Annotated in this window: 15 protein-coding genes and 1 tRNA gene; 4 read left to right on the top strand and 12 right to left on the bottom strand. The window is 58.9% G+C overall.

Annotation, left to right across the window (positions count from 1 at the left end):
* Positions 1-13 precede the first annotated feature (13 nt).
* The 7 genes from hepT to dapA form a co-directional block, all read right to left on the bottom strand.
* The gene (hepT, locus tag V8689_RS07580; protein ID WP_056791666.1) at positions 14-433 is read right to left on the bottom strand and encodes a type VII toxin-antitoxin system HepT family RNase toxin; all 420 of its coding nucleotides are present in this window, start codon (positions 431-433) and stop codon (positions 14-16) included.
* Entirely contained in the window at positions 423-818 is a 396-nt protein-coding gene (gene mntA / locus V8689_RS07575; RefSeq protein ID WP_056791664.1) for a type VII toxin-antitoxin system MntA family adenylyltransferase antitoxin, read from the bottom strand. Before mntA ends, hepT begins: the two co-directional genes overlap by 11 nt.
* Positions 819-939: 121 nt before the next feature.
* Positions 940-1029, bottom strand: a tRNA-Ser gene (locus V8689_RS07570).
* Positions 1030-1112: 83 nt separating this feature from the next.
* Complete coding sequence (gene purC, locus V8689_RS07565) at positions 1113-1826, bottom strand: phosphoribosylaminoimidazolesuccinocarboxamide synthase (RefSeq protein ID WP_027604309.1); 714 nt, start codon at positions 1824-1826, stop codon at positions 1113-1115.
* 27 nt (positions 1827-1853) lie between these two features.
* Positions 1854-2612, bottom strand: a complete 759-nt coding sequence (locus V8689_RS07560; RefSeq protein WP_003189469.1) for an MBL fold metallo-hydrolase — start codon at positions 2610-2612, stop codon at positions 1854-1856.
* A gap of 4 nt (positions 2613-2616) precedes the next feature.
* A complete protein-coding gene (gene bamC / locus V8689_RS07555) occupies positions 2617-3732 on the bottom strand; it encodes an outer membrane protein assembly factor BamC (protein ID WP_032892980.1) in 1116 nt (371 codons plus the stop codon).
* Between the two features lie 17 nt (positions 3733-3749).
* Complete coding sequence (gene dapA, locus V8689_RS07550; protein WP_056791661.1) at positions 3750-4628, bottom strand: 4-hydroxy-tetrahydrodipicolinate synthase; 879 nt, start codon at positions 4626-4628, stop codon at positions 3750-3752.
* Between the two features lie 262 nt (positions 4629-4890).
* On the opposite strand from dapA, the gene V8689_RS07545 reads away from it, so the two are divergent.
* Together V8689_RS07545 and V8689_RS07540 are read left to right on the top strand one after the other, a co-directional pair.
* Positions 4891-5451: a glycine cleavage system protein R gene (locus V8689_RS07545; RefSeq protein ID WP_003189463.1), complete on the top strand. Its 561-nt coding sequence runs from the start codon at positions 4891-4893 to the stop codon at positions 5449-5451.
* A 14-nt stretch (positions 5452-5465) separates the two neighbouring features.
* The gene (locus V8689_RS07540; RefSeq protein ID WP_056791658.1) at positions 5466-5939 is read left to right on the top strand and encodes a peroxiredoxin; all 474 of its coding nucleotides are present in this window, start codon (positions 5466-5468) and stop codon (positions 5937-5939) included.
* Positions 5940-6567: 628 nt separating this feature from the next.
* Here V8689_RS07540 and V8689_RS07535 read toward each other — a convergent pair.
* Entirely contained in the window at positions 6568-6807 is a 240-nt protein-coding gene (locus V8689_RS07535; RefSeq protein ID WP_056789507.1) for a sulfurtransferase TusA family protein, read from the bottom strand.
* Between the two features lie 95 nt (positions 6808-6902).
* Between V8689_RS07535 and V8689_RS07530 the strand changes: the two genes are divergently transcribed.
* Positions 6903-8336 (top strand): M48 family metalloprotease, encoded by a 1434-nt coding sequence (locus V8689_RS07530; RefSeq protein ID WP_003189458.1) that lies wholly within the window; start codon positions 6903-6905, stop codon positions 8334-8336.
* Positions 8337-8405: 69 nt separating this feature from the next.
* On the opposite strand, the gene V8689_RS07525 is transcribed toward V8689_RS07530, so the two are convergent.
* From V8689_RS07525 to rpoE, 4 genes are all read right to left on the bottom strand, one after another.
* Positions 8406-9842 (bottom strand): DegQ family serine endoprotease, encoded by a 1437-nt coding sequence (locus V8689_RS07525; RefSeq protein ID WP_014717365.1) that lies wholly within the window; start codon positions 9840-9842, stop codon positions 8406-8408.
* Positions 9843-10076: 234 nt separating this feature from the next.
* Positions 10077-11036, bottom strand: coding sequence for a MucB/RseB C-terminal domain-containing protein (locus tag V8689_RS07520; protein WP_056789505.1), 960 nt, complete (start codon positions 11034-11036; stop codon positions 10077-10079).
* A 16-nt stretch (positions 11037-11052) separates the two neighbouring features.
* A complete protein-coding gene (locus V8689_RS07515) occupies positions 11053-11640 on the bottom strand; it encodes a sigma-E factor negative regulatory protein (RefSeq protein WP_003189451.1) in 588 nt (195 codons plus the stop codon).
* A 32-nt stretch (positions 11641-11672) separates the two neighbouring features.
* Entirely contained in the window at positions 11673-12254 is a 582-nt protein-coding gene (rpoE, locus tag V8689_RS07510; protein WP_003172477.1) for an RNA polymerase sigma factor RpoE, read from the bottom strand.
* A gap of 461 nt (positions 12255-12715) precedes the next feature.
* Here rpoE and nadB point away from each other — a divergent pair, with 461 nt between their 5' ends.
* Positions 12716-14323, top strand: coding sequence for an L-aspartate oxidase (gene nadB / locus V8689_RS07505; protein WP_120247647.1), 1608 nt, complete (start codon positions 12716-12718; stop codon positions 14321-14323).
* Positions 14324-14414 lie beyond the last annotated feature (91 nt).

The following is a 14414-nucleotide window of genomic DNA, read 5'->3' as shown; positions in this document are numbered from 1 at the left end:
CATTTGAATCGGCTTATTGGCCCGCGTCCTTAGTCAAGACATGTGCACTGAATGCCAGGAAATCGCCCAGATGTTTGGTGATGATCGCAACGGTAATAGGCAACTGAAGCGTCCGATACTCATGCACAGCGATATTGCGGAAACCGACCATGTTTTTCAGATTGGTGAGCAAGGAAGGATTCACCCATCCGCCCTGCGCCAGCAGCTCAAACACGTCACGAGCACTTTGGGGGACACCGAGACGCTCACGACGAATCAGATGTTGCCCCATGTCCAGGGCAGCCTCACAGGTACGCAGAATATTGAGAATGGCCGCATCCTGACGGGTTAAGTCAGTGGCAAAACTGGCCGGATCCTTTTCGTACTCCTCCCGAGCACGAGCAACGTAACGCTCAATGCTGGCAGCCTTGTTGATGAGTACATCATCGGCCATATACCGTTCCGTCCTTTTGAAGGTCGACTAGCAGCTCTGCCCTGGCGCAATCCAACGCAGTCTTCTCGCTGAGTATGTAGCTCTCAAAGATACCGGCCTGAATGTCCTTGCTCCACAGGCGACACCCTGTCGTTATGACTTGGTATTGCATGACCGTCGAGGCCGCACGTAAGTCCAGCAAATCAACGGGCACCTTGACGATATCCGCTAATTCCCCGGATAGACGCCACAGTAGCAGTGGGTCAATGCTTCCCTCAATCAGCACAGCCAAGTCAAGATCGCTGTCGGCATTTGCCTCGCCCGTCACCTGGCTGCCAAAGACGTACACTGCCAAAAGACTTGGAAGATTAGCCTGCACATGCGTGAGCACTTTTTCAAAGTTCATGATCGACCCGCATTGTCATCAGGTAATCACGACCGTAGCAAAATTTACCTGCGCATTTCTGCTACAAAAACAAAAACCCCCAACAACCGTTAAGTTATTGGGGGTTTCTGTTTATAAATAATGGCGGAGAGATAGGGATTCGAACCCTAGGTACCGGTGAAGGTACAACGGATTTCGAATCCGTCCCATTCGGCCACTCTGGCATCTCTCCAACGGCGCGCATCATAACAGCATGATTGATGGATGCAAAGCGCCGAAGCGATTTTTTTCCGTGCTATCAGATGCTTGCGTCGATTACAGCGGTACGCCGAGGCGTTTGGCGACTTCTTCGTAGGCTTCGATCACGTCACCGAGGCCTTGGCGGAAGCGGTCTTTGTCCATCTTCTTCTTGGTGTCTTTGTCCCACAAGCGGCAGCCGTCCGGGCTGAATTCGTCGCCCAGGACGATGGAGCCGTCGTGGAATACGCCGAATTCGAGCTTGAAGTCCACCAGCAACAGGCCGGCGTCGTCGAACAGCTTGCTCAGCACGTCGTTGACCTTGAGGGACAATTCCTTCATGCGCGCCAGTTGCTCAGCGGTGCCCCAACCGAACGCCACGACGTGGGATTCGTTGATGAACGGGTCGCCTTTGGCGTCGTCCTTCAGGAACAGTTCGAAAGTGTAAGGGTTGAGCTTGAGGCCCTCTTCCACGCCCAAACGCTTGACCAGGCTGCCGGCGGCGTAGTTACGCACGACGCACTCGACCGGGATCATGTCGAGCTTCTTGACCAGGCATTCGTTGTCGCCCAGCAGTTTGTCGAATTGGGTCGGGATACCGGCCGCTTCGAGTTTCTGCATGATGAAGGCGTTGAACTTGTTGTTCACCATGCCTTTGCGGTCAAGCTGTTCGATGCGCTTGCCGTCGAACGCCGAGGTGTCGTTGCGAAACAGCAGGATCAGGCGGTTGGCGTCGTCGGTCTTGTACACCGACTTGGCTTTGCCGCGGTAGAGTTCTTCACGTTTTTCCATGATGGGCTCCGCTTTGAGTAAGGTGGGCTAGGCGATGTGTCGCCAGTCGAGCCCTGAATCTTGATCGGCCAATTGCAGCCAGTCCGGGTCGCACCCTAGGGTGTCGACAAAACATTGCCGGGCAAGCGTCGGCAGGTTGTTCTTGCTGCTGAGGTGAGCCAGGACCAGGTGTTGCAGGTCTTGCCAGCCCAACTCGTACACCAGGTATGCGGCCTGGTGGTTGTTCAAATGTCCCAGCTCGCCGCCCACCCGTTGCTTGAGAAAGTAAGGGTAGTGACCGCGCGCCAGCAGGTCTCGGCAGTGGTTGGACTCGATCATCAAGGCATCGAGGTCTCGGTAACCCTCCAGCACCTTCGCGCAATAAGAACCCAAATCGGTGAGCACACCAAAGCGCCGCTCACCGTCACTGAATACATATTGCGTCGGCTCCTGGGCATCGTGAGCAACCGCAACAACATTGATGCTCAGGGCGCCAATTTGCAGTTGCTCACCACCGGCCAGGAAGCCTGCAGGTTCAATGGGTTTGCGCATCCCGCGCAACGTGCCGCGACTCAAGTACACCGGTAAATTGTAGCGCCGAGACAGCAAACCCACGCCATGCACATGGTCGGCATGTTCGTGGGTTACCAGAATCGCGCTCAGTTGCGTGGGGTGAACCCCCAGGCGCAACAGGCGCCGCTCGGTTTCCCGCAGGGAGAAACCACAATCGACCAGCACGTACGTGTCATCATGGGCGACCAGCGTACCGTTCCCTTGGCTACCGCTGCCGAGAACGGCAAAACGCATCGGATCAGCCCAGGTTGTCTTGAATCACGCCCAACACTTTGCGCGCTGTTTCAGCTGGCGCGACGGTGTTGATGTTCTTCTCGACGGTGACTTGCACGCTTTCGCCCACCTTGCTCAAACGAACCTGGTAACGCTCGGCGCGGGTTTCGATCTCTTCCTTGGTCGGCGCGCTGCCGAACAATTTGCCGAAGAAACCTGGCTCGTCGTCTTTCTTCTCGGCCTTTTCAGCTACGTTGATGTAGTACAGGCCCAGGCTGCGGTTGATGTCTTCAACGCGCCAAGGGCCCTGCTCCAACGCGCGGCCAACACTGGCCCAGGCCCGGTCGAGGTCTTCACCCAGGTTCAGCACGACGTTGCCGCTGCCGTCTTCGGTGAGGCTGACGCGGCTAGGGGTGTCGTAATCACGGGCGGCGAGCAGGGAAACGGAACCGCCCTTCTCGGAGATACGGCTCATGCTGGCCAGCATCTCGTCGACCAGCGCGGCGTCCACGCCGGTGTTGACCGATCGCGGGGTGAAGTCGACATCAGCCGTGCTGCCGGCAGGCCGTTCGGCACTGACTACATAGACTTCGCTGGTGTTGCGCTGCACGCCAGGCTCGATGCGCACACGCACACGGGCTTCGCTGTCGGCGGCTACACCGCCCGCCAGCAGGCGCTGGGCCATGTTGGCAGACAGCTCACGACCTTGCTGCCACGCGGTGGTGAACTCACCGGTCTGTGGGCGTTGCTGGTCGAGGCGGAAACCGTTGTCCTGGAAGAACTGCACCGCCACCGGCCAGACTTCGGCAGGTGGGCGCTGAGCCACGATCCAGCGGTTGTCGCCGCTTTTTTGCAGGCTGTAGTCGCTGGCATCGGCAACGGCCATGATCGGCTGTGGGCGTGGCACTACGTACTCACCCTTGACCGTATCGTCGGCGACGTTGCGTGGGATCGGCAGCAACGGGTCAAGGCGCTTGGCGACATTGACATCAGGCGGCAGTTGCATCGGTTTGGTTGCTTGCGCTTCCAGGTAATCGCTGCCGCGGTCACGGAAGTAGCCTTCCGGGCCCCATACCCAACCGCAGCCACTGGTGCTGGAGATAATCAAGGCAAGTGCGGAAAGTCCGGCCAATCGCTTCATGCGTAGTGCTTCCTCAATTAAACCAGGACGCCGGACTGGCGCAGGGCCTGTCGCAGCGGTTCGTGACAGGCTTCGCTGAGGGGGGTGAGCGGCAGACGGATACCGTCCGGCATCAGGCCCATCTCAAACAGCGCCCACTTCACGGGAATAGGATTGGATTCGATAAACAGTGTCTTGTTGAGCGGCATCAGCTTTTCGTGGATCGCACGAGCGGTGGCTGCATCGCCGGCAATGGCGGCGGCACACAGTTCGCTCATGGCACGCGGGGCCACGTTGGCGGTCACGGAGATGTTGCCCTTGCCGCCCAGCAGGATCAGCTCGACAGCGGTGGCGTCGTCACCGGAATACACCAGGAAGTCGCTGCTCACGCCGGCCAGGATGTCCTTGGCGCGCTGCAGGTCGCCGGTGGCTTCCTTGATGCCGATGATGTTCGGCACGGTGGACAGGCGGATCACGGTCTCGGCCTTCATGTCGCACGCGGTGCGGCCCGGCACGTTGTAGAGGATCTGCGGGATCTGCACGGCTTCGGCGATGGCTTTGAAGTGCTGATACAAGCCTTCCTGGGTCGGCTTGTTGTAGTACGGGGTTACCAGCAGGCAAGCGTCGGCGCCGGCCTTTTTGGCGTTCTTGGTCAGCTCGATCGCTTCACGCGTCGAGTTGGCGCCCGTACCGGCGATCACGGCAATGCGGCCCGCCACGCGCTTGACCACGAACTCGATCACCTGGATGTGTTCTTCCACATCGAGGGTGGCCGATTCACCTGTGGTGCCGACCGCAACAATGGCGTTGGTGCCCTCTTGCAGGTGGAAGTCCACCAGTTTGCCCAGGCTGTCCCAGTCGAGACGACCTTGTGCATCCATGGGTGTGACCAGTGCCACCATACTGCCCGCAATCATGCAACCGCTCCTGCCGGAAAAAGAGAGCCGTAATGGTACTGGCGCCAAGATGCTTGTACAAGCGAAGTACCGCGTGAGGATGCGTTCTGGCGCAACTAAACGTCGGGCAATGCCATCATTGGGCCAAAGCACCGCCCGAAGCCGGCTGATCACGCAATGAAAACGCCACCTCCTAGCCCTTGGCGACGCTTTTCGCTACCCTTGATCCTTTGATCGATACCGCCCACACGGCATCGACCGCTCATCGCTTTAGGAAGGCTGCATGTCCACCCCCACAGTTCGCGAACAATTCCTTGTTATCAGTGCCCTCGGCGCCAACCCCATGGAGCTGACCAACGTGCTGTGCCGCGCCAGCCATGAGAACCGCTGCGCCGTCGTGACCTCCCGCCTCACCCGCCATGGCGAGTGCAGTGCGCTGGTCTTGCAGATTTCTGGCTCCTGGGATGCCTTGGCGCGCCTGGAAACCGGTCTGCCGGGCCTGGCCAAGAAGCATGACTTCACCGTCAACGTGGTACGCAGCGCCGCCCTGGAAAACCGCCCCCAGGCCCTGCCTTACGTAGCCTATGTCAGCTCGGCCTACCGCTCGGACATCGTCAACGAGCTGTGCCAGTTCTTTATCGACCATAACGTCGAACTGGAAAACCTGACCTGTGACACCTACCAGGCGCCACAAACCGGCGGCACCATGCTCAATGCCACCTTTACCGTGACCTTGCCGGCCGGCGTACAGATCAGTTGGTTGCGCGACCAGTTCCTGGATTTCGCCGATGCCCTGAACCTCGACGCCTTGATCGAGCCATGGCGCCCACAGAACCCAATGTAAGGAAGTACTTCTCTATGCCGGTAGCCATCGACACACCCGTGGCCGATTTCGAGGCCCAGGCCACCAGCGGCCAGACCTTCAGCCTCGCAGCCCTCAAGGGCAAGCAAGTGGTGATCTACTTTTACCCCAAGGACAGCACCCCTGGCTGCACCACCGAAGGCCAGGGTTTTCGTGACCAGTACGCCGCGTTCAAGGCCGCCAACACCGAAGTGTTCGGCGTGTCGCGTGATAGCGTGAAGTCCCACGAGAACTTCAAGGGCAAACAAGAATTTCCGTTCGAGCTGATCAGCGATAAGGACGAAGCGGTCTGCCAGCTGTTTGATGTGATCAAGTTGAAGAAGCTGTACGGCAAGGAATACCTGGGCGTGGATCGCAGCACCTTCCTGATCGACAACCAAGGTGTGCTGCGTCAGGAATGGCGCGGCGTGAAAGTGCCGGGGCATGTTGATGCGGTTTTGGCGGCAGCGCAGGCGCTGAACAAGGCTTGATCTTGCCTCGATAAGCATAGGTATCTACCCCACTTTGTGGGCTGTAGCAGCACACGGTAACCACGATGCGAAGCGAGCCGCTCTTGATCTTGATCTGCTTGTGATCTTGATCTCAGGCGCCCCGTTAAACCACGCTGGCCGGAATTCGACAGGGATTTGGGGGGTAAACCGGCAGGGATGCCGGTTTAGCCGCCCCGCGCCATGGATGGCGCGTGGCGGCGGCCCCCCAAATCACTGGCGGATTACGGGCACACCGAGCCCCAGCGAGGTGCCGAGTGGTGGGGCAAGAGCGTTTTGCTTACTTTTGCGCTTTTCAAAAGTGAGCCGCCGGCAGGGCGGAACCCTAAGTGGCCGTTACCTAAATAACGGATATGTACCCGGTCCAACTATGTTGACTGTTAGGCCGCCTTCGCGAGCAAGCCCGCTCCCACAGGTTGATCGTGGTGTGCCAGGTAGATGGGTGTCGGGTGTCAGGCCGTCATCGCAGGCAAGCCAGCTCCCACATTTGGATCGTGGTGTGTCAGGTAGATCAGCATCGGCTGTCAGGTCGTCACGGGAGCAAGCTCCCTCGCCACAGGGGTCAGCGTCGTACCGAAGTTGTGTAGATACCTATGCCTCAATAAGGCCTTCAGGCCTTGCGCAACCAATAACGGTACACACCCTCGGCGGCGTCTTCATGCTCCAGTGTGTGGCCGGCCAGCTTGGCAAAGGTGCGAAAATCACGCTGGGAGCCAGCGTCGGTGGCAGTCACCTTGAGTACCGCACCGCTGGCCAGTCTATTGAGCTCCAGCTTGGCCTTGAGCAAGGGCAACGGGCAGTTCAGACCGCTGGCGTCGAGTTCGGCGTCACAGGCTACAACGTCGGTCATGGTGTTACTCCAGGCAAACATTTGGGCTGCTTAGAATATCTGGTCCCAAGCTCAGTGTCCGGCTACAGTAAGCTCTTTGTCGAAAGGCTTTGTGCATGACTTTTTTGCGCCCTACCCTGCTGACGCTGGCCTGCCTGCTGGCCTCCCCGGCCTTCGCTGACGACCTGCCGTCACTCGGCGACGCCAGTTCTGCCATTGTCTCGCCGCAACAGGAATACCAACTGGGCCGCGCCTGGCTGGCCTACCTGCGCGGCCAAGTCTCGCAACTCAATGACCCGCAACTCAAGGATTACGTCGAAACCAGCGTGTACAAGCTGGTGGAGACCAGCCAGGTCAATGACCGGCGCCTGGAATTTATCCTGATCAACAGCCCACAGCTCAACGCCTTTGCGGCACCGGGCGGGATCGTCGGGGTCAACGGCGGTTTGTTCCTCAATGCACAGACCGAAGGCGAATACGCGTCGGTACTGGCCCACGAGCTGGCGCACTTGTCCCAACGCCACTTCGCCCGAGGCGTGGAAGCGCAATCACGCATGCAACTGCCAATGATGGCCGCCCTGCTGGGCGGCATTATCGCCGCCGCTGCGGGTGCCGGCGATGCCGGTATCGCCGCGATTGCCGGCTCACAAGCCGCGGCGATCCAGGAGCAGCGCCGCTTCTCCCGCCAGAACGAGCAAGAGGCCGACCGCATCGGCATCCTCAACCTGGAAAAAGCCGGCTACGACCCGCGCTCCATGCCCACCATGTTCGAACGGCTGATGCGCCAATACCGCTTCGACGCCAAGCCACCGGAGTTCCTGCTGACTCACCCGGTCACCGAATCGCGTATCGCCGACACCCGCAACCGCGCCGAACAAGCCAAACCCGGCGGCAAGGAAGACAGCCTGCGCTATCAACTGATTCGCGCACGGGTTCAGCTCAAGTACGAAGACACACCAGGCCTGGCTGCCAAGCGCTTCCAGGCGCAGTTGGATGAGAACCCTAAAAATGACGTAGCGCGTTATGGTCTGGCCATCGCCCAGATCAAGGGCACTCAACTCAAGGAAGCACGGGAAAGCCTGGCGCCGCTGCTGGCCAAGGCGCCCAACGACATCACCTACAACCTGGCCCAAATCGAACTGGACATCACCAGCAACCGCATGCCGGATGCGCAGCAACGTACCGACCGCATGCTCACCCAGTACCCCAGCAACTATCCGCTGAACCAGGTGCGGGTAGACCTGTTGCTTAAACAGAACCGTACCGCCGATGCAGAAAAGGCGCTGGACGGGCTGCTCAAGTCGCGCCCGGACGATCCGGACGTGTGGTATCAGGTCGCCGAAACACGCGGCTTGTCGGGCAACATCATTGGTCTGCATCAGGCTCGTGCCGAATATTTCGCACTGGTGGGGGATTTCCAGCAAGCCATCCAGCAGTTGGACTTTGCCAAGCGGCGCGCTGGCAATAACTTCCCGTTGTCCTCACGCATCGACGCCCGTCAGCGTGAACTGATCGAACAGGAGCGCCTGGTAAAAGGCATGATGAGCTAAACCCTCCGCCCACAAAAAAGCCCCGCTGCCGTTAGTTCGGCAGCGGGGCTTTTTTATGGGTCTAGCGGATTACTCGGCCAGCTTGAAGGTGATGAAGCTGGCACGGCCTTGACGCAGGACGCGCATCGACACCGAGCGATTCTTCGGCAACGCCTTGGCGATGTCGGCAAATTCCTTGGTGGTGTCAATTGCCTGGTTGTTCAAGTGAGTGATCACGTCACCCGGTTGCAGGCCGATCAAGGCGGCTGGGCCGTCCTGAACTTCCTTGATCACTACACCGCTTTGCAGGTCGAAGGTTTTCTTCTGCTCGGCGGTCAGTTCAACCACCGCGATACCCAGGCGGTTACTGCTGCGCTCGGCACCTGGCTTGGCGTTGCCCAGGGCATCCAGGGTCGCGCCTTCTTCCGGGATGGCACCTACGGTCAGTTCGACGTTCTGGCGCTTGCCGTCACGAATCACTTCCAGCTTGGCTTTGCCGCCGGCCTTGAGCGCGCCGACCAGATGAGGCAGGTCCGCCGACATGATGATCGGCTGGCCGTTCATGCTCAGGATGACGTCACCGACTTTCAGGCCGCCTTTGGCCGCAGGGCCATTGTCTTGAATCTGGGCAACCAGGGCACCGGCCGGTTTGTCGAGACCGAAGGACTCAGCCAGGTCCTTGTTCACTTCCTGGATGACCACGCCCAACCAGCCGCGGCTGACCTTGCCGCCGCTTTTGAGCTGATTGGAGACGTCCATGGCCACATCGATCGGGATCGCGAAGGACACGCCCATGAAGCCACCGGAGCGGGTGTAGATCTGCGAGTTGATGCCCACCACTTCGCCGGCCAGGTTGAACAGCGGGCCACCGGAATTGCCCGGGTTGATCGGCACGTCGGTCTGGATGAACGGCACGTAGTTTTCGTTTGGCAGGCTGCGACCGATGGCGCTGACGATGCCTTGGGTAACGGTATGGTCAAAGCCGAACGGCGAACCGATCGCGACCACCCACTGACCGGCCTTCAGGTCCTGGGACTTGCCCAGTTTAAGCACCGGCAAGTCCTTGCCATCGATTTTAAGCAAGGCCACGTCAGAACGTGGATCGGTGCCAATCAGCTTGGCCTTGAGTTCACTGCGGTCAGCCAGGCGCACGAGAATCTCATCGGCATCGGCAATCACGTGGTTGTTGGTGAGGATGTAGCCATCAGGCGAAATGATGAAGCCGGAGCCCAGGGACTGGGCTTCGCGCTGGCCACCACCGCCCCGCGGGGAGCGTGGTTGCGGCATCCCCCGTTCGAAGAACTCGCGCAACATGGGCGGCAAGCCTTCCAGGTCGGGCATCTGCTGGTTCGAGACTTTGCGATCCGGCAGTTTCTGCGTGGTACTGATGTTCACCACGGCAGGCGAGGCCTGCTCCACCAGTTGGGTGAAGTCAGGCAACTCGACCGCTTGCGCAGGTAAGGCCTGACCCAGCACCAGCACTGTGGCGACTATGGATAAGTAAGACTTCAAACGTGGTATCGACATACAGCTCCCGTTACGACGAGCAGGGTTAAGCGACAGGGTTCAATAAACGCCGGGTACTGCGACCGGCATTTTTGTTCCGCGAACAAACAAGGCCAGAGCCATCAAACCCTGACCTATAAAAAACATGGGAAGTTTTTGCAAGTGAAAATGCTGATCCAGAGATTTCATACACCCAGCACTCAACGAAATTCGGGCTCAGATTGAAAGAACAGGATGAACATAAGATTAACAATCTCAGGGCTTGGCGGCGGCCTTTTCACCACGCACCGACAACGCGATACGCTCAGCAGTGCCGATGGGAATTTCGCCGACCACCGTGACCATCATTTCGCCATCCACCGTATTCAAGCGCCGCGAGACTGCCACGGTTGGCCCAAGCTGAGCGCGGGTTTCATTCACGTCAGCGCCACTGGCCGACTCAAGAAACACCGAAAAACGCGCGAGCCCGTCGTCATACATCAGGCTGTCGACGGTAGATTTCGTTTGGGGTTCTTTGCGTGTAGCGCTGCTGATCTGTTGGAAACCAGGCGGTAGCCAGTCCAGATGCCACCTTTGCGTGGCAGACAGGTCAGGTGCTTTAGCCGCAGACATTGTTACCGGCGAACAGTCGCTGCTGGGCTGCAAGTCATGGTCAGAAGGAATGGCCGAGGGGTCCAGGCGCGTGAACTGAAAACGCTCCAACAACTGCCCTTGATCGTTGAGCAGCAAGGACTTGAGCGGCAGCGCAGTCTCACGATCCAGATGTAATTCAAACCCATAACGGTAAGGGTCACGCGGGCTGATCGACACAATCACCGCATTACGACCGGCCACGCGGGATTTTCCAATGACGGCCAGCTCATAGAATGGATTGAGTTTTTTGGGATCAAGAATACGCGAGGGTGCATCAGAAGAATGGCCGAGGCTGGTAACCAACGAGCCGCTGACACATTGCGCCCGGCCGTCTACCCGAACCGCTTCCTGGGCCGAGCCGTCAAGCTGCAACAAGCGTTCACGGACATGACCATCCTGGACACGGTGCCAGATGTCATGGGTGGAAAAACTGCCGTTACGTTCGTAGACAAACGTACCTTCAAAGCTTTGCTGCTGCTCTGCACGCCCAAGTCGAGTCAGCCAGTCTTGGGCTTCATCGGCATGGGCGGATAGTGCAAACCAACTACTGAGCAAAAGCGCAAGGAGCGGTATGGCGCGCATAGGGCTCCTTAGCGAATCAGCGGTTTTCCTGGCTTGCTGCACGAGCGTATGGCAGAGCGCTTTCAGTGCCTTTGGCGGCCGATTCCTGCGCATGTTGACGCAGGTAGCCTGGAAGGCGCTGATCCTGCCAGCCGGATTGCCCCTGAAGTACACCATTGGCCATAGGGCCGGTGGTATCGGTGCTTTCCTTGTAGCCAGCCAGCACGGCCGGGCCTTTGACTTGCGGACCGGCCATGACCGGTTGCTGAGTCTGTTGGGCCAGCTCGTTACCTGCGATCTCGTCCTGGTTGTACAGGCGAACACCTGCCAACACAGCAACGGTCACCGAGGCGGCCACTGCCAGACGACCCAGGCTGCGCCATGGACCACGCGAGGCTTTTGCCGGAACGGCTTCATCAGCCAGTGCAGCAGAAACGGCCGCAGCAATATCCAGACGAGGGATTAGGAGATCCTTGTGCATCACCGCCCGAGCGACTTGGTAACGAGACCAGGTATCACGGGTTTCGGCGTCATCAAATGCATTGAGCACTCGACGAAGTTCCAGTTCATCCGCTTCGTTATCCATCACTGCGGACAGCGATTCCTGCAGGGCATCACGACTCATGGCGGTTCCTCTCTTGGCTGTCGCCGCTGTCTTTAGTTTTCCTGCAACAACGGTTGCAAGGCTTTGTCGATGGCTTCCCGGGCCCGGAAAATCCGTGACCTCACAGTCCCCACCGGACATTGCATGACGCTCGCAATGTCTTCGTAACTCAGACCATCGAATTCACGTAAAGTTAACGCCGTACGCAAATCTTCTGGCAGTTGCTGAATAGTGCGATGAACGGTGCCTTCGATCTCATCGCGCAGCAATGCACGCTCCGGCGACTCGAGATCTTTGAGGCCGTGATCACCATCGTAAAATTCTGCATCTTCTGAACTGACATCACTGTCTGGTGGGCGGCGACCGCGTGACACCAGATAGTTTTTCGCCGTGTTAATGGCGATGCGGTATAGCCACGTATAAAACGCACTGTCACCGCGGAAATTTCCAAGTGCACGGTAAGCCTTGATAAAGGCTTCCTGTGCAACGTCCTGCGCTTCATGGGTGTCGTGCACAAACCGCACGATCAACCCGAGAATTTTGTGCTGGTATTTCAGCACTAGCAGATCAAATGCTCGCTTATCACCGCGCTGTACGCGCTCGACCAGCTGCTGATCCTCTTCCTGGGTTAGCATGAACACTCCTCGTTGTACTTGAAGGAGGCTTGCATAACTAAACGATCAGGCTTGCAAACATAGACTCGGGCTTTTCGCAAAAGTTCTCCCCCTTCAAGCAAGTTTCCGGCATGCACTGATTTGGCACACACGAAAAACGCAGCACGGTCGGTGCCGGCTGCGCGAATAATCTTGTCGCCGGTTTCGTGACGCGTCCAATGCTCCCGACGGGCCAATAAACTCAACGTTTTCCCAGCTTTCGGGCAACCTGCTATTGAGTCGGGGCTCATGCAAAAAGTTCCCGTCCCGCCAACCGGCTGTTTCCCAAAGCTGCGCAGCATAATCTCACAATGCCACGAAGGCGTGGCTATTGTGCCGCTCCACCCCTCTATATACTAGTGGCCCGTGTGACCCTTTGATTCGCCGATCCAGGCGTCCTGTTTGCGCCCCCCCTTTGGATCGCTTTTTGCGGAATCCGTCAAATGAGCCAACAGTTTCAACACGATGTCCTGGTTATCGGTAGCGGCGCCGCCGGCTTGAGCCTGGCCCTGACCCTGCCCAGCCATTTGCGTATAGCGGTTTTGAGCAAAGGCGACCTGGCCAACGGCTCGACCTTCTGGGCACAGGGCGGTGTCGCCGCAGTGCTGGATGACACCGACACCGTACAATCCCACGTCGAAGACACCCTTAACGCTGGCGGTGGCCTGTGCAATGAAGACGCCGTGCGCTTCACCGTCGAGCACAGCCGGGAAGCCATCCAATGGTTGATCGACCAAGGTGTGCCCTTTACCCGCGATGAACATGCCGGCAGCGACGACGGTGGTTTTGAGTTCCACCTGACCCGCGAAGGTGGCCACAGCCATCGCCGAATCATTCACGCCGCCGATGCCACCGGGGCCGCGATTTTCAAGACCCTGCTCGACCAGGCCCGCCAACGCCCCAACATCCAATTGCTGGAGCAGCGCGTCGCCGTCGACCTGATCACCGAAAAACGCCTGGGCCTGGCGGGCGAGCGCTGCCTGGGCGCCTACGTACTCAACCGCACCAGCGGTGAAGTCGATACCTATGGCGCACGCTTTACCATTCTCGCCTCGGGTGGCGCCGCCAAGGTCTACCTCTATACAAGCAACCCCGACGGTGCCTGCGGCGACGGCATTGCAATGGCCTGGCGCTCGGGCTGCCGGGTCGCCAACCTGGAGTTCAACCAATTTCACCCCACCTGCCTGTATCACCCGCAGGCCAAGAGCTTCCTGATCACCGAAGCCCTGCGCGGCGAAGGTGCGCATTTGAAGCTGCCCAATGGCGAGCGCTTCATGCAGCGCTTCGACCCACGCGCCGAGCTGGCGCCACGGGATATCGTCGCCCGCGCCATCGACCACGAAATGAAGCGCCTGGGTATCGACTGCGTGTACCTGGACATCAGCCACAAGCCCGAAGCCTTTATCAAGACCCACTTCCCGACGGTCTACGAACGCTGCCTGACCTTCAATATCGACATCACCAAGGGCCCGATCCCCGTGGTACCGGCCGCGCATTACACCTGCGGGGGCGTAATGGTCGACCAGCATGGCCGCACCGACGTGCCGGGCCTGTATGCCATCGGCGAAACCAGCTTCACCGGCCTGCACGGCGCCAACCGCATGGCCAGCAACTCACTGCTCGAATGCTTCGTGTATGCGCGCTCGGCGGCAGCGGACATTCTTGAGCAACTGCCGCGCATCCCGGTACCAGCTGCCCTGCCCCGCTGGGACGCAAGCCAGGTCACCGATTCGGACGAGGACGTGATCATCGCCCACAACTGGGACGAGCTGCGGCGCTTCATGTGGGACTATGTGGGCATCGTGCGCACCAACAAGCGCCTGCAACGGGCGCAACATCGGGTGCGCTTGCTGTTGGATGAGATCGACGAGTTCTACAGCAACTATCGCGTAAGCAGAGACCTGATTGAATTGAGGAACCTTGCTCAAGTAGCGGAACTGATGATCAGGTCTGCCATGAAACGTAAGGAATCTCGGGGTCTGCACTACACGTTGGACTATCCAGAGCTGCTGCCAGAGGCGAAGGATACGATCCTTACACCCGACAAATGAGGCACGTTAGGAGCCATAGCGTAGCACCATGGGGCCCCAGTTTGTAACAGCTTTGGCGCACATTTGTCCCAACGCTGAGGTCCTTATCACC

This window comes from Pseudomonas sp. AK181, assembly GCF_051122975.1.
Classification (GTDB): Bacteria; Pseudomonadota; Gammaproteobacteria; order Pseudomonadales; family Pseudomonadaceae; genus Aquipseudomonas; species Aquipseudomonas lactis.
The sequence above is the reverse complement of the archived record's forward strand: the minus strand, read 5'-3'. Positions and strand labels throughout refer to the sequence as shown.

Excerpts from the sequence above, each read along its gene's own strand:
- V8689_RS07520 (WP_056789505.1), bottom strand. The coding sequence starts at position 11,036 with ATGCGCGCCATACCGCTCCTTGCGCTTTTGCTCAGTAGTTGGTTTGCA.
- V8689_RS07530 (WP_003189458.1), top strand. The coding sequence starts at position 6,903 with ATGACTTTTTTGCGCCCTACCCTGCTGACGCTGGCCTGCCTGCTGGCC.
- bamC (WP_032892980.1), bottom strand. The coding sequence starts at position 3,732 with ATGAAGCGATTGGCCGGACTTTCCGCACTTGCCTTGATTATCTCCAGC.
- rpoE (WP_003172477.1), bottom strand. The coding sequence starts at position 12,254 with ATGCTAACCCAGGAAGAGGATCAGCAGCTGGTCGAGCGCGTACAGCGC.
- V8689_RS07545 (WP_003189463.1), top strand. The coding sequence starts at position 4,891 with ATGTCCACCCCCACAGTTCGCGAACAATTCCTTGTTATCAGTGCCCTC.
- V8689_RS07515 (WP_003189451.1), bottom strand. The coding sequence starts at position 11,640 with ATGAGTCGTGATGCCCTGCAGGAATCGCTGTCCGCAGTGATGGATAAC.
- nadB (WP_120247647.1), top strand. The coding sequence starts at position 12,716 with ATGAGCCAACAGTTTCAACACGATGTCCTGGTTATCGGTAGCGGCGCC.
- mntA (WP_056791664.1), bottom strand. The coding sequence starts at position 818 with ATGAACTTTGAAAAAGTGCTCACGCATGTGCAGGCTAATCTTCCAAGT.
- V8689_RS07525 (WP_014717365.1), bottom strand. The coding sequence starts at position 9,842 with ATGTCGATACCACGTTTGAAGTCTTACTTATCCATAGTCGCCACAGTG.
- V8689_RS07540 (WP_056791658.1), top strand. The coding sequence starts at position 5,466 with ATGCCGGTAGCCATCGACACACCCGTGGCCGATTTCGAGGCCCAGGCC.
- dapA (WP_056791661.1), bottom strand. The coding sequence starts at position 4,628 with ATGATTGCGGGCAGTATGGTGGCACTGGTCACACCCATGGATGCACAA.
- V8689_RS07560 (WP_003189469.1), bottom strand. The coding sequence starts at position 2,612 with ATGCGTTTTGCCGTTCTCGGCAGCGGTAGCCAAGGGAACGGTACGCTG.
- purC (WP_027604309.1), bottom strand. The coding sequence starts at position 1,826 with ATGGAAAAACGTGAAGAACTCTACCGCGGCAAAGCCAAGTCGGTGTAC.
- hepT (WP_056791666.1), bottom strand. The coding sequence starts at position 433 with ATGGCCGATGATGTACTCATCAACAAGGCTGCCAGCATTGAGCGTTAC.
- V8689_RS07535 (WP_056789507.1), bottom strand. The coding sequence starts at position 6,807 with ATGACCGACGTTGTAGCCTGTGACGCCGAACTCGACGCCAGCGGTCTG.